Below are 20236 nucleotides of genomic sequence, written 5' to 3' on the forward strand. Positions count from 1 at the left end.
TGCTATTTTATTGGGATATAAATTTCTGTAATCCAATCGGCCGGATTAGGAAAGTTACCAGGATCGTTGGTGTAAATTTCAAAAGGTTTTAAGTCTGACTGTTCAAGGTTTTTAGCAGCCAAATACTCCATTGTAGATGTCCAAGCTTCTGGTAAGTTGGTGTAGTTGCCTTTTAAGGTTGTTTTTAAAACCGTTGTTTTAGGTATGTAGCCACATAACACCTCGCTAGTGTCGTTTACAATAACACGGTCTCTTACAGGTATAGCGTTACTCATTATAACACTACCGTTTTCGGTATTCATTTCATTATAAATGGTAAACGGCATGCCATTGGCAACAATATGGTTTTGAGACATATACTTCATAATTTCGCCAAATTGTTTACCTATTACTCGACTTATGTTTGTTTTGGTAGCCGATGTGGTTTTATACAAGTAAAAGCCACCACCATACTCGGTTATATCATCAATATTAATGGTGTAAACCTTCATGCTTTCCTGGACAATGCTATCTAGTTTTTCTAAGCTACGCTCGTAATGCGGTGCAATTTGTTTTTCCATGCCACCCGTAAAAGTAGCAAAGGCTTTAAACCCAAATGGTAAATCTTTGCCAGATATAGTCCAAGTTACATCGGTAGATCCATTGTCATTCGATTTAAATAGCCACGAAATATCCGATGTAGGAAAATCTGCAAATTGCATTTCTTGTTTTATGGTATTATTTACAACAGTTTGTACTGTTTTTATGGTGCCCATACCATCTTTATCTTCCCATGAATATGAGCCATTAACCCCTTTAGTGGTTTCGGCAAGTGTAATGGTCATTTCTGGGTCGGCTTCTGCCCAAGATGACCAAACTTCCCAATTTTTAAAATCTACTACATTATTATAAATTACAGCTTTAGGTGCATTTATTGTTCTAGTTCTAGAAACCTCAAAGTTATTAGGTTGTACAGCAATATATATAGCTAAACCAATAATAGCAATTAGAAGTAAAAATAAAATGTATTTAGCAGCCTTCATATTAAATATTTGAGAGATTTTAAGACTCAAATATAATGATTTTTAGTGCTTAAAAGAATTTTATGAAAAATCACTTATTAAAGTGCTTAATAAGGTTGCAATTTCAAGGTGTTACTGGTTTTAATAATGGATTACTACTAGCCTAATATTAATTGCATGAACAATAGCTGGTTGGCTAATTTTATGGATGGTTTAGCCATTCTGGTAGCTCTAAAAATATAAGAAATACACCTTGAGAAAGTAAAGAAATAAGAGCTAAAAAGAAATGTTACGTTTAAGAATATATCTTTAAAATACATAGCAAAAACGTAAAGAAGGAGTCACAAAAAAACAAGTAATTAAGGTTCTGTTTTTTTATTTACACTAAAAACTAATAAGATGACGTTAAAAACAATTAGAGCACTAATAATTAATATAATATTCATTTTAGTATGGTTTTGTTTTAATTAGATGCATGAAAGTTTAAAAGGTTGCGTGTACAAAACACATTTTTTTTATTTAGTTGTAATTACTAGTATTTTAAAGGATTTAATTACCTCTAATTAGGTTAGTTTTATAAATAAAAAAATCCCCATAAAAGGGGATTTTAAATATTTACATGGTTTTAATTTTATTGGTAAATAGGAATTTTTAGACCAACATAAACATCTGTGGTTTTTGTAGTGTCCGAAAGTAGATTAGATAGTATAGAACCAGAACCAACCATAAGCGGGCCTACACGAAGACCACCACCCCAGGCAAAGTCACCATATTGCCTAAAGCTTACTGGAGAATAGATGCTAAACCACTTGGTTTCTAAACGAGGCGCTAGGGTTACAGAATTAATAATGTTGTTACTACCTGTTGTACTTTTCTTAACTAACGATAAATTGGTTTGTAAGCTTACATAAAGTTTGTTTTTAATGTTATAATCTGCTAAAAAGTGAAACGCCGTAGGTAGGTTTATTTTTTGAGCAATTGTTTCTTCGGTGCTTGTGTAATTATCATCTAAAAAATCTTCGGTATCCTCATCGTAATCAGATGCATTTACGGTTTTATTTAAATCATAAGTGGTTACAACACTTTCTTTGTAATTAATAGACCCTATATCGGTTATTGAAGCCCCAATTTTCAATTTATATTTATTGTGTTTTTTTGTTAAAGAATCTAAATCGGTTCTTGGTCTAAACTCATAAGTAAAACCTATATCGGCTCCAAAACCAGATGTTAAATTGCTAAATTCAATATCGTCGTTATCAAAGTCTTGACTTATACCATATTGTAAAGATCCTGTTGTATTAAGGGTTTCGTTAGTAGCGTCGTAATCACCTGTAAAACTAGGGCTGTTTATAAATACGCCTCCTGCACCTTGCAAGTATTTTAAAGTGACACCACCTTTAAGAAAGTTTTGTTCTTTATCTACAAGTACGCGGCCGTAAACTAAGCCTACTTCGGCCCAAGCATGTATGGTTCCGGTTAGGTTCTCGGAATTAAACATAAAATCTTCGTTGGTATCAAAATTATCGGCTAAGTTTTCATAAAGTTCGCCGCTAATATTATTAATATTAAAAAAGGCACGAACTCTGCTTACCATACCAATACTGCTTTTTGGAGTAAGGTTAAACATAAACGAAGGCCCTAATATATCGGCATTTAAAAAGAAATTGTTAGCGTTAGATGGAAACTTTTCAGCATCAGATTCAAAATCGAAACCGCCGTCCGATTTTATAACATCGCTAACGTTTATGCCAAAGTAATCACTTCCGCCAAAAACACTTGCCGAAAACAAGTTTACATCGGCTTTAACGCGAGAATCTACTACATTAGATGGATTAGAAATTAAACCGTGCACACCGGAATAATTGTCTACAGAATGCCCAACATAACTTTGGGCTTTTAAGAGGTTTGGAATTGTTAAAATTAATAATACTAAAAGATTTAAATTTAGTTTTTTCATTTTTAATTGGTTTGGTTAATAATAGCTTTCAAACATACAATAAATATTAAAATAGAAAATCGCTACATGAGGGATTTTGTTTAAGACTATTTTAATGTACTGAATAATAGTGTATTTGTGTTTTTTTTTTTGATAGAGCGTAGCAATAATAAAATCGTTTTATATTTTACTTTAATTATTTTGGTAAGCTTCAAGAATTTAAGGTAATTAGGGTGAATTTAATATTAAGTTTATGTTTCGAAAAAATTGAAAATGTTTGGAGAGAAAAAGTTGTTTCATAATCACGATTATTAAGTTTAGCATACACAAAAAATAGAGGTACGAAACCGCCTATGCTAAAAAATAATCTAAGGGAGATTTTTAATTTAGAACAAAATGTGTTTCAACCAATAAAATAATCGATGAATAGTATTTAAAACAGGGAGAAAAGTTCTATTTAAAGAAAAACTTAATAGCCGAAATCATTAAAATAAAACCAATAAAAGCAACTAAAATCCATATACTACCGCTATAAAAACGTTTGTGAAGTTTAAAGTCCTTTCGGTACGTGTAGCCAATAATAATAGCGAACGCTATGAAGAATATAATTCCGAAAATGATTTGACCTTTACTAAACATATAGTTACTTTTATGCAAATTTAATGAAAACAACACAAGATTTTCGACTTCACCGAAATGAAAAATTAAAATTATTTATGAAAAATAAAATTGAAGATGTAAAAGCATTTCATACCGCTTTTAAAATAGGGCATAGAGAAACTCCAAAGGCCGATTTAGGGATAGACAAAAACACCTTACGTTTTAACTTAATGAAAGAAGAAAACGAAGAGTATTTTGAAGCCGCTAATAATAATGATTTGGTTGAGGTGGCCGATGCTTTAGGCGATATGCTTTACATTTTATGTGGCACTATTATAGAACATGGTATGCAACATAAAATTGAAGAGGTTTTTGCAGAAATACAACGTAGTAACATGAGTAAACTTGGCGAAAATGGAGAACCTATATATCGAGAGGATGGTAAGGTTTTAAAAGGGCCAAATTATTTTAAGCCAAATATAAAGGCTATATTAGGAAAATAAACTTAAAGTCTATCTATTTATGTAAACAAGTGTTGAGATTTAATGTGTATTGAATGAAAAAAAAAGTAGTGATTTTAATATTTGTATTGGGACTTTGCTCTAGTAGTTGTTCTAGTATAAGGAATAATTTAGCAAAAGTATTAGTGTTCTCTAAAACTTCGGGTTACAAACACAAATCTCTACCAACAGGCATAGAAGCCATTAAAAAACTGGGTTTAGAAAATGGTTTTGAGGTAGATACCACAAAAAACGCCGATTTATTTACCGACAATAATCTAAAAAATTATAGTGCCATTATATTTTTAAGCACTACAGGAAATGTTTTAAATAACCAACAAGAGGCAGCTTTCGAGCGATACATTCAAGCGGGTGGCGGCTACGTAGGTATTCATGCCGCAACCGATACGGAATACGATTGGGGTTGGTATACAAAATTAGCAGGCGCTCAATTTTTAAGTCATCCACGAGGTACTCCAGAAGCCGATTTTATTGTAAAAGATAAAAATTTTATAGCGAACAAGCATTTAAAGGATACCATTTGGCATAGAACCGATGAATTGTATAACTACAAAAACTTGAACCCAGATGTTAATGTAATATTAACGCTCGATGAGTCGTCTTATAAAGGTGGTGAAAATGGCGATTATCATCCTATAGCTTGGTATCATGAGTATGATGGCGGACGTGCATTTTACACTGGAGGTGGTCATACAGCCGAAAGTTTTAAAGAGCCAGATTTTTTAAAACATATTTTAGGAGGTATACAATATGCAATCGGGAAAAATGAAAATCTAGATTATGGCAAAGCTACAACTCAAATTCCTCCAGATGCCGATCGTTTTTCGAAAGTAACATTAATAGAAGGTGATTTTTTTGAGCCTACAGAAATGACAGTACTGCCAAATAACGATGTGCTTGTTGCAGAACGCAGAGGAAAAATTAGATTATATAAAGCAGCCACTAAAGAATTAATGGATGTTGCTAATTTAGATGTGTACGATAGAACATTACACACCCCAAAAGTAAATGCCGAAGAAGGCGTTTTGGGGTTGCAGAAAGACCCTAATTACGCAACCAATAATTGGATTTACGTGTATTACAGTCCAACAGGTGATACTTGGGTAAACCGCTTATCTCGTTTTAAATTTAAGGATGATGTATTCGATATGGCATCAGAGCAAGTTATTCTAGACGTGAATTCAGATAGAGAAATTTGTTGCCATACAGGAGGTTCCATTGCATTTGATGCTAACGGGTTACTATACCTTTCAACAGGTGATAACACAACACCTTTTAACGAGAAAAATGTAGAATACGTAAGTAGTGGCTATGCACCATTAAACGATATACCAGGGCACGAGCAATATGATGCCAGACGTTCATCAGGAAATACAAACGATTTAAGAGGTAAGATTTTAAGAATTAAAGTGAATGAAGATGGTAGTTACAGCATTCCAGAAGGCAATTTGTTTGCTGTAGGCACAGAAAAAACAAGACCAGAAATTTATACCATGGGACATCGTAACCCATATCGTATTTCCATAGACCCTAAAAAAGGCTATTTATATTGGGGCGAAGTAGGACCAGATTCTAGAAAAGACGATTTAAAAAATCGCGGACCAAAAGGGTACGATGAGTTTGGGCAAGCTCAAAAAGCGGGTAATTTTGGTTGGCCTTTGTTTATAGCCGATAATATCCCGTATGTAGATTATGATTATGAAACCGGAGAAAGTGGTATTACCTTTAATCCTAGTAAACCCGTAAACGATTCAAGAAACAATACAGGACTTAAAATATTACCAGAAGCAATGCCTGCATTTGTGTATTATCCATATGCTAAGTCTGGCCATTTTCCGCAATTAGGTGCTGGAGGCCGAAATGCTATGGCGGGACCAACGTATTATTCAGATTTGTTTCCTAACGGCGGCGGATTACCAAAATATTACGATGGTAAAGTTATTGTATACGATTGGGTACGTGGCTGGATGATGGCTATAACCAATTTTGAAGATGGTACTTTTAATAAAATGGAACCTTTTGCTCCAAATGTAGAAATTAATTCTGCCATGGATATGGAGCTTGGTTTAGATGGAAGACTTTATATTTTAGAGTATGGTAGTGGATGGTACAGCCATAACTTAAACTCGTCTTTAGGCTATATTTCCTTTAATGCGGGCAACAGACCGCCAGTAATTGAAAACGTTACCTTTAATAAAAATTCTGGAACCGTACCCTTAACCATTACAGCTAAAGCCGAAGCTATAGATCGCGATGGCGATACCATATCTTATTTGTGGGATTTTGGTAATGGAGACACCAAAGAAACTACCGAGTCTGAAATAACTTATACTTATAACAATATTGGTGAGTATAACATTGCTTTAGATGTTAAGGACGATAAAGGCGGCATAACGCATACCAATTTATCATCTGTACTTGCAGGAAATTCAACACCAGTGGTTAAAATCGATTTGTTGGATGGAAACACATCAACCTTTACTTCGGGGAAACCTATAAAGTATAAAGTAACAGTAACCGATCCCGATGGCAATACAGATATTAATCCCGATAATATTTTTGTATCGGTTGATTATTTGGAGGGCTTGGACGAAGCTAATGTAGCACTTGGACATCAAGAAGTTTCTGCCGAAATTACAGGTAAAGCCTTAACTCAAGCCATGGATTGTAAAGCCTGCCACAAAGAAAAAGAGGCATCAATAGGGCCAAGTTACTTAGCCGTTGCTCAAAAATATAAACGCCAGAAAAAAATTATTCCGTATTTACAAAATAAAATTGTGAATGGTGGCGGTGGCGTTTGGGGCGAAGTTATGATGCCTATGCATCCAAGTATTTCTAGCGATGAAACAAGACAAATAGCAACGTATATTATGTCGTTGGTAAAAAATAGTGGCGATAAAAAATCATTACCTCAAGAAGGTAGTATAACACCAAGCACTTCAAAAGACGATAATGTATTGGTGCTTAAAGCAAGTTATACAGATAATGGTTTAAACGGAGTAAGACCATTAATAGGAGCGGCATCGGTTAGGCTTAACAGAGCGAAGTAATCGAGCTCTTAAAGTCTGTTATTTAGAAAAAAGAAAGCCTCTAAAATTATTTTTAGAGGCTTTTTCTTTAAGTTGTTATTTTAGATTAAACTTTATAACGCCATCCAAATATATCTTCGGCTTTATTAGTTTGTATATCTGTAATACGTTTTTTTAAGAAACTAGCGTAAGTTTCATCAAGCTTAGGTAATTCGTAATCTGCATCCTTATAACCAAATCCGGCTATTGGCGAAATTACAGCAGCAGTACCAGCTCCAAACATTTCTTTTAACGATCCGTTTTTGGCAGCTTCAACCACTTCGCTAACCGTTATTTTTCTAACTTCAACGTTTATACCTTCCTTTTTAGCAAGTTCAATAATACTTTTACGCGTAATACCATCAAGAATTCTATCGCTTGTAGGTCCTGTAATTAAAGTATCGTTAATACGAATAAAAATATTCATCGCACCAGCCTCTTCAATATACTCGTGTGTATTATCATCGGTCCAAATGACCTGTTGGTAACCTTTATCTATAGCCAATTGCGTTGGGTAAAACTGACCAGCATAGTTACCGCCAGCCTTAGCAAAACCAACACCACCATTTGCAGAGCGCGAGTATTTTTCTTCAATTAAAACACGAACTTCACCAGCAAAATAAGCCCCAGAAGGTGCCGTACAAATAATAAATTTATACTCATCGGCAGGCGATGCATGAAAACCATTACCAGAAGCAAATACAAATGGTCTTATGTATAGCGAGCTTCCATCTTTTTTAGGAATCCATTCTTGGTCTACCTCCAAAAGCGCCTTTAAACCATCCATAAAATAGTTTTCGGGTAATTCTGGGATTGCCAAACGTTTAGCCGAAATATTCAAACGCTTAAAATTATCTAACGGTCTAAATAACCAGACATTTTCATCTACATCTTTATAAGCCTTCATGCCTTCAAAAATAGACTGCCCATAATGAAAAATTTTAGCCGATGGATCCAACACAATAGGTTGGTAAGGCAGCACTTTTGGCGCTTGCCATTTTCCGTCTTTAAAATTGCATTCTAACATATGGTCAGAAAAAACACTTCCAAACTTTAAGTTGTCAAAATCTACCTCGTTAATTTTCGAGGTTTTCGTCTTTATAATCTCAATGTCGTTGATTATAGAATTCATATTCCAAGTTATTTGTTAATACAAATTTAAAGAAAAACGTTTTTAAAAAAGCGGTATATTTACACAAATCCAATAAAATCGAAATATTTGTGCTATGAGGTCAATTTCTTTAGTAATAATATGCGTTTTCATGTTAATTTCTTGCAATAATAAAACTAAGGAAGAGGTTAAAAACACTGCAAAACAAGAAAAAGTAGATTATGCATCATTCGGAGAAGCCATAATTCCTAACGATGCTATTGCGGCAACTTCTATGGCTGTACATTATAAAACCATGAAAAGTGGCGATAGTATTAACTCTAAAATTATAGCAACGGTTAACGATGTTTGTCAAGTCAAAGGTTGTTGGATGCGTTTAAATCTAGACGACCAAAACGAGGTTATGGTAAAATTTAAAGACTACGGTTTTTTTGTGCCTAAAGACATTAAGGGTAAGCAAGTTATAATAAACGGAAAGGCATTTGTAACCGAGGTGTCTGTAGATGAACAAAGGCATTACGCTGAAGACGCTGGAAAATCACCTCAAGACATTGCCGCAATAACCACTCCAAAACGCACATATTCCTTCGAGGCCGATGGCGTTTTAGTGGCGCAATAATCTAATAATACTTTGGGCGCGTGCCTGCCGGTTGGCAGGTTACCACACCCTTCGTTTATACTCAGGACAGGCGGTCGGGCTTTTCATTACAATCCCTAACGCAACCTTTTGCTAAAACCTATGCTCAACCTGTCAGTTCTATTTATTTGCTATCATTGGGTCATGCAAACATCAAAATAGAAGCGCGTATTAAAAAATATAATTATAATATCAATACATAACCCCATGAAACGCGAAATAATAATAACAGGCGATGGCTCGACCACCATACAAATTCCAGAATGGAACGAGCAATACCATTCTATACATGGCGCTATCCAAGAGGCTAATCATGTATTTATAAAACATGGGTTACAGCATTACAATACATTATATTGCAGTAAAGAAGCAGATTCAGAATCTAAAACTATAGGCATTCTAGAAATTGGCTTTGGTACTGGGCTTAATGCTTTTATTACCTTAATAGAAGCGCAAAAACTAGGCATACATATAAATTATACGGGCGTGGAAGCTTACCCAGTTTCTCCCCAGGAAATCGATGCGCTTAATTATACCAAAACCTTACAACCCGAAAATAGCGATATACCTTTTAAAAAGCTTCATAGCACCACTTGGGAAGAAGCTCATAAAATAAACGATGACTTGACCTTAACCAAGCGTCAGCAATTTTTTTCGGAAATAAAGGATGATGAGAAGTATAATATCATTTATTTCGATGCCTTTGGTGCTCGTGTTCAACCTGAGTTATGGACAGAAGCTATTTTCGAAATCATGTTTAAGGCCTTAAAGCCAAAGGGTGTTTTAGTAACGTATTCGGCAAAAGGTAGCGTTCGTAGAGCCATGCAAGCGGTAGGGTTTAAGGTAGAAAGACTTCCTGGACCTCCAGGAAAACGCGAAATGTTAAGAGCAAGCAAGTAGTCTCCGGTCTTCCGTCTTCCTCCCTTAAATGTGTTAAACCTTATATAAAACATTAGTACATTGATTATGCATTTTGTAACTTTAATAAAAAAAGAAAAATGCGTGTTTTAATAACAGGAGCTACAGGTTTGGTTGGTAGCGAAATAGTTAAACTTTGCCACGAAAAGGAGATAAAGGTCAACTATTTAACAACTAGCAAATCTAAAATTGTTCAAAAAGAAAATTATAAAGGGTTCTATTGGAATCCTAAAACAAAAGAGATCGACTCAAGTTGCTTTGATGGTGTCGATGCTATAATAAACTTAGCAGGAGCAACTATTTCTAAACGGTGGACGTCCAGCTACAAAAAGGTAATTCTTTCTAGTAGAACAGAGACTATAACTTTATTAATAAGTACCTTAAAATCCATAAAACATACTGTTAAACATGTGGTTTCGGCAAGTGCTATTGGTATTTATCCCGATTCGCTAACAAAGTATTACGATCAATCTTCGAGCGAAATTAGTACATCCTTTTTAGGGCAAGTCGTGTCGGTTTGGGAACAAGCTATCGATGGCTTTGAAGCGCTAAATATTCCCGTTTCTAAAATCCGAATAGGATTAGTACTTTCAAACAAAGGTGGTGCGCTTAAGGAAATGGTTAAACCTATAAAATTAGGCGTAGGTTCGGCATTTGGTTCGGGTAAGCAATGGCAGTCATGGATTCATATTCAAGATTTAGCAAACCTGTTTTTATATGTTTTAGAACATAAGTTATCTGGTGTTTATAATGGTGTTGCTCCAAACCCGGTTTCTAATACCGAGTTAACAAAAACGGCTGCCAATGTATTATCTAGACCTTTATTTATGCCTAACATTCCTAAAGGTATAATGAAGTTGGTTTTAGGAGAAATGCATATATTATTGTTTGAAAGTCAGCGGGTAAGTTCTAAAAGTATAGTGAATAAGGGCTTTACTTTTAAGTACAATTATTTAGAACCTGCTTTACAAGATTTACTTTAAGCTTCAATAGTAATTATTCATTTAATCCATTTTAAAAACATACAACGCAAGTGTAAAGAAGTTTGTTTTTGGTACGCTATGCTTTCCGCGAAAGCGATATGTTAAGCATTTTTAAAACTTATATTCCTTTGGTAAGAACTTTTAACTAACTTTCCTATCTTTGCACATCTTAAAATTTAGAACAATGCAAGACGGATTATACGCAAAATTTAATACTACAAAAGGAGAAATTCTTGTAAACTTAGAGTATACAAAAACACCAGGAACAGTTGGTCATTTTGTAGCTTTAGCAGAAGGAAACTTAGAAAACTCGGTTAAACCTCAAGGAACACCATATTATGATGGTTTAAAGTTTCATAGAGTTATTCCAGATTTTATGATTCAAGGTGGATGTCCACAAGGGTCTGGAGCAGGAAATCCAGGTTATAAATTTGACGATGAGTTTCATCCAGATTTAAAACACGACGGACCAGGAGTATTGTCTATGGCTAATGCAGGACCAGGTACTAACGGAAGTCAGTTTTTTATAACGCACGTTGAAACTGCTTGGTTGGATGGTAAGCACACAGTTTTTGGTAAAGTTGTTACCGGACAAGATGTTGTTGATGCTATTGCACAAGGCGATAAAATTGATAGTTTAGAAATTGTAAGAGTAGGAGCAGATGCCGAAGCTTTTAATCCTGTTGAAGCTTTTAGAACTTTTGAAGGCTCTAGAGAAAAAAGGGAAGCAGCCGTTAAAGCCGCTGCCGAAGCAGAATTAAACAAGTTAGCTGCTGGTTTTGATAAAACTGAAAGTGGTTTACGTTACCAAATTCTTCAAAAAGGAGATGGTGTAAAGGCAGAAAAAGGACAAACGGTTTCTGTGCATTATAAAGGTCAATTATCTGACGGAACTGTTTTTGATTCGTCTTACAAACGTAACTCCCCAATAGATTTTCCATTAGGAGTTGGTCAAGTAATTCCAGGATGGGATGAAGGTATTGGATTATTAAAAGTTGGTGATAAAGCGCGTTTGGTAATTCCTAGCCATTTAGCTTATGGAAGTGCAGGAGCTGGGGGCGTTATTCCACCAGATGCTACTTTAATTTTTGATGTTGAGTTAATGGGCGTAAGCTAAAAGTTTAACAACGAAATAATACATTTAATCGAAAAAGCGCCTTTTATCAAGGCGCTTTTTCTTTATTTAAGCCATTAATTTTTATTGTTGTCAAAAAAATAACTTAAATTAATGCTAAATTATAATTAACATGATGGTTAGTATAAAGGAAACCGAATTTTATTCTGAAGTGCTTAGAGAGTTTAATTATTCTTTTGCAGATGTCTTTATATTTAAAGATTGTGTGGTTTCGGAGGTAAAGGAAGATGTTGATTTTGGTTGGGATGAGCATGCCCAAAAAATTGTTAAAGATGTGGTTTCTGTTACGGGTAGTAGAGGCGACGAATTGGTGTTTATTTCCAATAGAATAAATTCGTACTCGGTTCAGGCTATGGACTGGTTAAAGTTTTTTAAACAAAGCTATAATTTAAAAGCCTATTGTGTGGTGTCTCAAAACAGATCTGGAATATTAAATACCATGATTGAGAAACTATTTTTTCCTAAAAGAATTAAGCATTTTAATTCCATTCACGAAGCTCTAAACTTTGTTGAAAAAAGACTTGCCGAAGTTTCTTAGCAATTAATTATATTTGTTTCTATGACAGAACAAGAATTGCAAAAGCTTAAATATCCAATAGGGCAGTTTGATTGCCCAACAAACATTTCTAAACAACATATTGAGAGTTGGATTTCTATTTTAGAACATTTTCCAAACCGTTTAGAAAATCTTGTAAAACAATTATCGGAGCAACAGTTAGATACCCAATACAGACCAGAAGGTTGGACTATTAGGCAAGTTGTTCATCATTTATCAGACAGTCATCACCATAGTTATACGCGTTTTAAATGGGCATTAACAGAAGATAAACCTGTTATTAAAGCTTATTTTGAAGAGCGTTGGGCAGAACTTATAGACTCTAAAATGGCTCCTATAGACATGTCCTTACAGCATTTAAGAGCCATACATTTTAAGTTAGTGTATTTATTAAAAACGTTGTCTGAAGCCGATTTAAATACATGCTTTATTCATCCAGAAACTAATAAGGAAGTTTTATTAAGTTATAATATTGGTGCTTATGCGTGGCATAGCAACCATCATTACGCACATATTGAAAATGTAATGAAACGAAAAGGTTGGTTGTAAATGGTTAGAGCTTTTCATATAAATGATGCGCCACAATTACTAGATATTTACAACTATTATGTATTAAATACCACGGCAACATTCGATCTTGAAGCCTTGTCTTTAGATGTATTTACCCATAAATTAGAAACTATAAGTGCAGAATATCCTATAATAGTTTTTGAGGAAGATAAAACCATTATAGGTTATGCTTATGGTAGTAAGTTTAGGCCTAAACCGGCATACCATTATGTTGTAGAGTCTACGGTTTATGTAAAACCAAATGCTCATGGTAAAAAAATAGGGACAACACTTTATGCAGAATTGTTAAAACTTTTAAAACAAGCTAAGTTTCATACCGTACTAGGTGTTTTAACTATACCCAATACGGCTAGTATAAAACTACATGAGAAGTTTGGTTTTAAACAGGTTGCGCATTTGGAGGAAGTAGGTTTTAAATTTGGCGAATGGCAATATATAGGAATTTGGCAATTAAAGTTGGAATAGCTTTTACCAAATAAAACTAGTATTTGTGTTTTAAATTGGTTTTATCTCTTCCATTTAATATTACAACCAATACTCGGTTTTTGTATTTGCGTGTTTTCTGTGTTTTTTATTAAACAATCTAATGCATGGCGTAAATGGTTACCTGTAACTTTAATGTTATTTCCTGGTCTAGAATCGTCTAACTGACCTCTATATGTTAATTTTAATTGAGCATTAAACACATAGAAATCTGGCGTGCATGCCGCATCATACGCTTTTGCAATTTGTTGAGTTTCATCGTATAAATAAGGAAACGGATAATTTTCTTTTTTAGCGTGAATCGTCATTTTATCTGGAGCATCTTGTGGGTAGTTTACAGCATCATTACTAGAAATGGCTATAAACGTTATACCTTTTTCCGCGTAAGCGTTTGCTATAGCAACAATTTCATAATTTACATGGATAACAAAAGGGCAGTGGTTACATATAAACATAATAACGGTTCCAGTTTCGCCTTTTAACTCACTTAAGCTTAAAACAGAACCAGAAACGGTATCGAAAAGAGAAAAATTTGGAGCTTCGGTATTTAAGGGAAGCATATTTGAAGGTGTATCGGACATATTAAAGATTTGCTCAAAGTTCGTTAAAATTTGTATTTTTAAAAAATGGATAACACAATTACTTTTGATGACTTTACTAAAATCGATTTACGCGTAGGAACCATTATTGAAGTTAACGATTTTCCCGAGGCCAGACAACCAGCATACCAACTTACCATTGATTTTGGAGATTTAGGTATTAAAAAATCTTCTGCCCAAATAACAACACTTTATAAAAAGTCCGATTTACTGCATAAGCAAATAATAGCGGTGGTTAATTTTCCTAAAAAGCAAATTGCAAAATTTATGAGTGAATGTTTAGTTCTTGGCGCCGTTAAAGATAAGGATGTCGTACTTTTAAATCCGGAGGTCAAGGTTAAAAACGGTACACTGGTAAGCTAAATTTAGCAGGACTTAAATTAAGGATATAAATTGATTGTTAATAACCTTGAAAGTTAAATATAGTAGCTATAGGTGTATGCGATAATAGATTTGTTTTTGTAAATCTAGTGTCGTAAAATTTTTATATTTACAACATAGCTATTTTGCCTGTACTAAGTTAGAAGCTTGTATTTAATTTATGATAATTAACTACTTAAATAAGTTCTTTATTGTAACTCCTTTAGATGTCATGTAAGGATATCAAATTTTTATAGCTTAAATGAATAGTGATATCACTGTGGTTCAGAAAAAAAAAGTTAATTAATACTTTAATTTAAAATTTAAAGAAATATTGTTCCTTAAAGTATCTTCTTGGTTTTCTTGTTTCTATTTTATGCTTTGGTTTATTAAAAGAGGATGGGGGGCTATAAAAAAATAAGAAAGAGTTGTTATTTTTTTTAATAATTATATGTCATCAAAATCTATATCGGTAAAACTTCCGGTGTGTTCTGTTTTAATATCGGCTTCGGTAACTCTAGAGCCGTCGTCCTCAAAATCCTTTTTGAAATCTTTTTGGTGACGTTCACTAATTACTTCGTCTCCTTTTTCGTTAATGATATAATCGGTCATTTCTGCTAATATATCTTTAAACTCTGCGAAGTCTTCTTTATAAATATATATTTTATGTTTTTTGTAGTGAAACGATCCGTCGTCGTTGGTGAATTTTTTACTTTCAGTAATCGTTAAGTAGTAATCCTCTGCTTTAGTTGCTCTTACATCAAAAAAGTAAGTTCGTCGTCCTGCGCGTAATACTTTTGAAAAAATTTCCTCTTTCTCCATCATACCGTTATTCATAATTTATTTTATAATTATAGTATCAAAAATCTAAAAAAAATCGATATAAACCAATAAATAATGAGTTTTCTTTTTTACTTGTTAAATTTCTTTGTGTTTAATTTAATAATTGGGGAGCATAGTTTATTATCTGTTTTTGTGAATTTTAACAAACTACCCTTAAATTATGCGATGCGCTATGTACTTATTTTTTAAATAATTAAGGTGTGTTTTTACCTGTTTCGCTAAGTTGTTTTAAGTATAAATGTTGATAGTAACCCTCAATATTTATTAAAGAATCGTGGGTGCCTTCTTGCACTATTTTACCCTGGTCTAAAACAATAATTTTATCGGCATTCTTAGCCGATGAAACTCTATGACTTACAATAACCGCTGTTTTACCTTTAGAGATCTTGCTGAGGTTTTTTAATATCTTTTCTTCGGTTTCTGTATCTACTGCAGATAAGCAATCGTCTAACAACAATATTTTTGGCGATTTTATAAAAGCACGTGCAATAGAAACACGCTGCTTTTGTCCGCCAGAAAGGGTAATACCACGTTCGCCTAAAACGGTGTCGTAACCTTTATTAAATTTAACTATGTTTTTATGTACCTGTGCATTTTTAGCGGCTTCAATAACATCGTTATCTGTGGCATCTTGCTTACCAAATTTAATATTTGTTTTTATAGAATCGGAAAACAGAAAGGCATCTTGCGGTACGTAACCTATGCTATCTCGCAAATCGTTTAAGTTAAGTTGATTTATAGGTGTGTTGTTGATGGTTATAGAGCCCGAATCGATGTCGTATAGTCGCCCAATTAAATCTAGAATGGTAGATTTTCCGGAGCCTGTTTTTCCTAGTATTGCTAATGTTTGGCCTTCTTTTATACTAAAGCTAATATCTTTTAAGGCTTGTATATTTGTATCGCCATAGGTGAATGATACTTTGTTAAAAGCAATATCGCCCGTAATTTCGGTATGTTGGGTTATGGTGTTTTTAATTTCTGGCTCAATTTTTAAAAACTCGTTAATTCGTTTTTGCGAAGCTTCTGCTTGTTGCACAATAGAGGTTACCCAACCTACAGTAGCTACGGGCCATGTAAGCATATTTACATAAATAATAAACTCTGCTATGGTACCAATGCTCTCTATTTCGCCATTTATATATTGCATGCCGCCAATGTAAATAACAAGTAAGTTACTGGTACCAATTAGTAATATCATTGTTGGGAAAAACCACGCTTGTACTTTGGCTAAACTAATTTGTTTCTCTTTACTTTGTTTGGCAAGTTCTTTAAAGTTTACCGATGTTTGCGGCTCAATACCATAAGCTTTTATTACCGATATACCGCTAAAAGATTCTTGGGTGAATGTGGATAGTTTGGATAAGTACTCCTGCACAATTGTGCTACGTTTATGGATTTCTTTACTAAGCTTATAAATTATTACAGATAGTATAGGTAGTGGTACAACGGTGTATAAGGTTAATTTTGGCGATGCATTTACCATATAAATTATAACTATAACAAAAAGTGCTAATGTGTTTATACTATACATTAGAGCAGGACCTGCGTACATTCTAACACGCGATACATCTTCGGTAATGCGGTTCATTAAATCGCCAGTACGGTTACTTTTATAAAAGTTTAAAGATAGCTTTTGGTAATGCGCATAAATTTCATTTTTTAAGTCGTACTCAATATAACGCGATACATTTATTATGGTTTGCCTCATAAAAAAAGTAAGGAGGGCAGCAATTATTGCGGCTCCTATAATGTAGAGGATGGCTTCGAGTAAATCTGAACGAAACACGGTTTCGTCTATGGATTTATCGAAGTATTTTTCTATGGCTATAAATATTTTTTTAACGTAACGTGGTGTGTACAGTAAAAATAAACGTGCTACAATGGTTATAATAGAACCAATTATAAGGTGCGTTCTGTATTTATAAAAGTATTTATTTAAGTGTTGTAATTCTTTCATTTACCTAATTAGGAATAGGAGTGCAAATATAACTTATTAATAGGGAATAAGGAGGTTTATAAGGTTTTGAAAGTGTTAAATATCTTTTAAAAAGATTAAAGATTGCTGCGTATTTTAATTGAATAACAAAGCCCAACTTGCAGCACCATGTGTTTTATTAAATAAAGTAGTACTTCGCTATAATATTTTGATAAGTAATAGTTTATGGGTTTTTGTGCTGTTTGAATTGTTAAGGTGTATAACCTTTAAAAAAGATAAAAACGGCTAATTAAAGCCTACTATTTACTAGTAAACCCGCGTTAGGGATAGTATTGAAAAGCCCACAGCCCGACGCAGGAGGTGCGAGGACTTGTAAAGGATAGCCCGACCCTTTATGGGTAACGCCCAAATAACTTTAATTTTTGTTGTTTTGTACTAAAATATAGTATTACTTTTGCGGCTCTAAAAACAATAAAAAATAGTTTGTATTTTTTAATTAAAAGTTCTTTGTAATGATGCTAAATAGAAGACATATACGTGTAAAAGTTATGCAAACCATGTATGCCTTTAAAGGAAGTGAGAGTGACGATTTTACTAAAGATCAAAAATTCTTACTTTTTAGTATTGATAATATGTACAACTTGTATTTGTTATTAATATCGTTGTTAATTGAAGTACAAAAACGTGCTGAAAGTGATTTAAAAAAGAAACAAAATAAGCATCTTGCCACCAAGGAAGATAAAGACCCAAACCGAAAGTTTGTTAATAATAGAGTCCTTAATTTATTAAGAGAAAACTTGCCATTGGCCGACCAATTAAAAGCCCATAATATTAACAACTGGGATTTAGATGGCGAATATGTAGACCTTATTTTTAAAGATATTTTGGCTAGCGATTTGTATAAAACATATATGCAAACACGAGTGTCTGATTTTAAAGAAGATAAAAACTTTATTGTTGATGTTTTTAAGGATATAGTTGCCCCTAACGAAAAACTTTATGATTATATGGAGGATAAAAATCTAACTTGGTTGGACGATCTTCCTACGGTTAATACCACTATTTTAAAGTTACTTAGAAAGGTTAAAGAAACATCGCCAGAGCATTATTTTACACCAAAATTATATAAGGATATTGAGGATAAGCAATTTGCTATTGATTTATTTAAGAAAACCCTTTTAAAAAGTACAGCCATAAACAAGGAAATAGACCAGAAAACAAAAAACTGGGACACGGACCGCATTGCAACCGTAGATTTTGTGTTATTACAAATGGCTATTTGCGAGCTTAATAACTTCCCGTCTATACCAGTTAAAGTAACTATTAATGAGTACTTAGAAATATCTAAAGAATACTCGACACCTAAAAGTAGCATTTTTATTAATGGTATTTTGGATAAGTTGGTAAAGGAATATGAAGCCTCTGGTGAATTAAATAAAATTGGTCGTGGACTTATGTAATGCCACCCGAAATTAAAAATATTTGTTAAGAAGAATACAAAAATTTTTAATCCTTTAAATAATTGCTATTTTTACGCATCTTAAATTTTAAAAACAAATCTATAATGAAAAGAATAATATTTGGTCTTGGTGCCTTGTGTTTAGTTGCATTTACATCTTGCAAAGACAATGCTGCTCAAAAAATTGACGAAGCTAATGTTGCTGTTGCAGCAGAAAGAGATGCTGTTGCATCTAAATTTCCTGTATTAGTTTTTGATAAAACTGAGCATGATTTTGGCGAAATTGAAGCTAAAACAGCTGTTGAAACAACTTTTAACTACACTAATAAAGGTGATGCACCTCTAGTTATTACAGATATTAAAAGTTCTTGTGGATGTACTGTACCTCAAGATTGGAGCAGAGAACCTTTATTACCTGGAGATTCTGGTAAGTTTTCTGTAAAATTTAATGGTAGCGGCCAAAATAAAGTAACTAAAACAATAACAGTTACTGCTAATACCGAAAAAGGTTCTGAGCTTGTAAAAATTACAGCATTTGTAAAACCAGACCCTAATAAACCAGTACCAGCTAAATAAACTAGATAATGGGAGAAGGAATTGGGCAATTTTTGCCATTTGTTTTAATGTTCGTAGTCGTGTATTTCTTTATGATTGCACCGCAAATGAAACGAGCTAAAAAAGAAAAGAAATTTGCAGCCGAATTAAAACGTGGCGATAAAGTAATTACTAAAAGTGGTTTACACGGTAAAATTGCCGAGTTAAACGATAAAGATAACAGTTGTGTTATTGAAACCATGGCCGGAAAATTAAAGTTTGATAGATCTGCCATTTCTATGGAAATGAGTTCTAAACTTAATGCTCCTGTAACGGTTAAGTAGTTTTACTTTTAATAAATAATATTTTTATAAAGAAAGCTTCCTATTTAGGAGGCTTTTTTTTTGCTTAAAACTGAAAGTAATTTAATGCCATGTCAATATTTTATTTCGGTTTATTTTTAATTTTAGTAGGGTAAAACACTTATGGGTTGTCTTATAAATGAATTGAGTATTAATTTATAATTTATTTATCATGGATGTACTTTTAACCTGCCTACTTATTTTAAGCATAACTAATGTTTTGTTATTTGCTTTTAAGCAAAACGCCACGGTAATGCATTTACTTAAGTTTTTAAAGCAAAAAATAACTAGCCTTAGCTATAAAAGCAACTCTAGTTTAGAAAATAAACCAAGTATCCAACCAAGTGTTGTACTTGGTTTATTAAAAAACACTAAAACAGCGGCTAACAACTTTGATGCCAAGCGTATGCACGATTTGGCTTTAGAGCAGGAGCAGTTAAGTAATAAACTTAAAATGCTAGAATACTTATCGGTTTTTGAGCTGTATTTATACCAGCATAAGGCCAATAATTATAAAATGTGCGAAATAAATGAGTTTAGAGCCCTAAAACTATCCACACAAAGAAGCATTTTAGAATCTACCAAAAAAGTATCTTATTTAAGTGTGGCATAGCGCTACAACAC

The 20236-nt window shown here is 33.4% G+C and carries 20 protein-coding genes; 14 read left to right on the forward strand and 6 right to left on the reverse strand.

Annotation, left to right across the window (positions count from 1 at the left end):
* Nucleotides 1-2: 2 nt before the first annotated feature.
* Together BMY96_RS10195 and BMY96_RS10200 are read right to left on the reverse strand one after the other, a co-directional pair.
* The gene (locus BMY96_RS10195; protein WP_245750596.1) at nucleotides 3-1052 is read right to left on the reverse strand and encodes an SRPBCC family protein; all 1050 of its coding nucleotides are present in this window, start codon (nucleotides 1050-1052) and stop codon (nucleotides 3-5) included.
* A 580-nt stretch (nucleotides 1053-1632) separates the two neighbouring features.
* Nucleotides 1633-2958 carry a DUF5723 family protein gene (locus BMY96_RS10200; RefSeq protein WP_092851809.1) on the reverse strand — a complete coding sequence of 442 codons (1326 nt, stop codon included), beginning with the start codon at nucleotides 2956-2958 and terminating at the stop codon, nucleotides 1633-1635.
* 695 nt (nucleotides 2959-3653) lie between these two features.
* On the opposite strand from BMY96_RS10200, the gene BMY96_RS10210 reads away from it, so the two are divergent.
* Both BMY96_RS10210 and BMY96_RS10215 read left to right on the forward strand, forming a co-directional pair.
* On the forward strand, nucleotides 3654-4040 hold the full coding sequence (locus BMY96_RS10210) for a pyrophosphohydrolase domain-containing protein (RefSeq protein ID WP_092852066.1): 387 nt from the start codon (nucleotides 3654-3656) through the stop codon (nucleotides 4038-4040).
* A gap of 53 nt (nucleotides 4041-4093) precedes the next feature.
* Nucleotides 4094-7108 (forward strand): ThuA domain-containing protein, encoded by a 3015-nt coding sequence (locus BMY96_RS10215; RefSeq protein WP_092851812.1) that lies wholly within the window; start codon nucleotides 4094-4096, stop codon nucleotides 7106-7108.
* Nucleotides 7109-7193: 85 nt separating this feature from the next.
* On the opposite strand, the gene BMY96_RS10220 is transcribed toward BMY96_RS10215, so the two are convergent.
* A complete protein-coding gene (locus BMY96_RS10220) occupies nucleotides 7194-8258 on the reverse strand; it encodes a branched-chain amino acid aminotransferase (protein WP_175473555.1) in 1065 nt (354 codons plus the stop codon).
* Nucleotides 8259-8388: 130 nt separating this feature from the next.
* On the opposite strand from BMY96_RS10220, the gene BMY96_RS10225 reads away from it, so the two are divergent.
* The 7 genes from BMY96_RS10225 to BMY96_RS10255 all read left to right on the forward strand — a co-directional run bounded on the left by BMY96_RS10225 (nucleotide 8389) and on the right by BMY96_RS10255 (nucleotide 13501).
* The gene (locus tag BMY96_RS10225; protein ID WP_245750598.1) at nucleotides 8389-8856 is read left to right on the forward strand and encodes a DUF4920 domain-containing protein; all 468 of its coding nucleotides are present in this window, start codon (nucleotides 8389-8391) and stop codon (nucleotides 8854-8856) included.
* 225 nt (nucleotides 8857-9081) lie between these two features.
* Nucleotides 9082-9774 (forward strand): tRNA (5-methylaminomethyl-2-thiouridine)(34)-methyltransferase MnmC2, encoded by a 693-nt coding sequence (mnmC2, locus tag BMY96_RS10230; protein WP_092851814.1) that lies wholly within the window; start codon nucleotides 9082-9084, stop codon nucleotides 9772-9774.
* Between the two features lie 98 nt (nucleotides 9775-9872).
* Nucleotides 9873-10775 (forward strand): TIGR01777 family oxidoreductase, encoded by a 903-nt coding sequence (locus BMY96_RS10235; protein ID WP_092851815.1) that lies wholly within the window; start codon nucleotides 9873-9875, stop codon nucleotides 10773-10775.
* 184 nt (nucleotides 10776-10959) lie between these two features.
* A complete protein-coding gene (locus BMY96_RS10240; RefSeq protein ID WP_092851817.1) occupies nucleotides 10960-11892 on the forward strand; it encodes a peptidylprolyl isomerase in 933 nt (310 codons plus the stop codon).
* Between the two features lie 130 nt (nucleotides 11893-12022).
* Entirely contained in the window at nucleotides 12023-12448 is a 426-nt protein-coding gene (locus tag BMY96_RS10245) for a hypothetical protein (protein ID WP_139205239.1), read from the forward strand.
* Between the two features lie 21 nt (nucleotides 12449-12469).
* A complete protein-coding gene (locus tag BMY96_RS10250; RefSeq protein WP_092851819.1) occupies nucleotides 12470-13015 on the forward strand; it encodes a YfiT family bacillithiol transferase in 546 nt (181 codons plus the stop codon).
* The gene (locus BMY96_RS10255; RefSeq protein WP_092851821.1) at nucleotides 13016-13501 is read left to right on the forward strand and encodes a GNAT family N-acetyltransferase; all 486 of its coding nucleotides are present in this window, start codon (nucleotides 13016-13018) and stop codon (nucleotides 13499-13501) included.
* 41 nt (nucleotides 13502-13542) lie between these two features.
* Here BMY96_RS10255 and BMY96_RS10260 read toward each other — a convergent pair whose 3' ends face one another.
* Nucleotides 13543-14100: a thioredoxin family protein gene (locus tag BMY96_RS10260; protein WP_092851828.1), complete on the reverse strand. Its 558-nt coding sequence runs from the start codon at nucleotides 14098-14100 to the stop codon at nucleotides 13543-13545.
* A 45-nt stretch (nucleotides 14101-14145) separates the two neighbouring features.
* On the opposite strand from BMY96_RS10260, the gene BMY96_RS10265 reads away from it, so the two are divergent.
* A complete protein-coding gene (locus tag BMY96_RS10265) occupies nucleotides 14146-14481 on the forward strand; it encodes a tRNA-binding protein (RefSeq protein WP_092851829.1) in 336 nt (111 codons plus the stop codon).
* Nucleotides 14482-14925: 444 nt separating this feature from the next.
* Here the strand turns inward: BMY96_RS10265 and BMY96_RS10270 are convergent, their stop codons facing one another.
* Entirely contained in the window at nucleotides 14926-15315 is a 390-nt protein-coding gene (locus BMY96_RS10270; RefSeq protein WP_221279766.1) for a PUR family DNA/RNA-binding protein, read from the reverse strand.
* A 199-nt stretch (nucleotides 15316-15514) separates the two neighbouring features.
* Nucleotides 15515-17278, reverse strand: coding sequence for an ABC transporter ATP-binding protein (locus tag BMY96_RS10275; RefSeq protein WP_092851832.1), 1764 nt, complete (start codon nucleotides 17276-17278; stop codon nucleotides 15515-15517).
* 491 nt (nucleotides 17279-17769) lie between these two features.
* Between BMY96_RS10275 and nusB the strand changes: the two genes are divergently transcribed.
* From nusB to BMY96_RS10295, 4 genes are all read left to right on the forward strand, one after another.
* A complete protein-coding gene (gene nusB, locus BMY96_RS10280) occupies nucleotides 17770-18717 on the forward strand; it encodes a transcription antitermination factor NusB (RefSeq protein WP_092851834.1) in 948 nt (315 codons plus the stop codon).
* 104 nt (nucleotides 18718-18821) lie between these two features.
* Nucleotides 18822-19292, forward strand: coding sequence for a DUF1573 domain-containing protein (locus BMY96_RS10285; protein ID WP_092851836.1), 471 nt, complete (start codon nucleotides 18822-18824; stop codon nucleotides 19290-19292).
* 8 nt (nucleotides 19293-19300) lie between these two features.
* The gene (gene yajC, locus BMY96_RS10290; RefSeq protein ID WP_092851838.1) at nucleotides 19301-19594 is read left to right on the forward strand and encodes a preprotein translocase subunit YajC; all 294 of its coding nucleotides are present in this window, start codon (nucleotides 19301-19303) and stop codon (nucleotides 19592-19594) included.
* A gap of 190 nt (nucleotides 19595-19784) precedes the next feature.
* Complete coding sequence (locus BMY96_RS10295) at nucleotides 19785-20225, forward strand: hypothetical protein (protein WP_092851840.1); 441 nt, start codon at nucleotides 19785-19787, stop codon at nucleotides 20223-20225.
* Nucleotides 20226-20236 lie beyond the last annotated feature (11 nt).

The sequence above is a fragment of the Algibacter pectinivorans genome, assembly GCF_900112595.1.
Classification (GTDB): Bacteria; Bacteroidota; Bacteroidia; order Flavobacteriales; family Flavobacteriaceae; genus Algibacter_B; species Algibacter_B pectinivorans.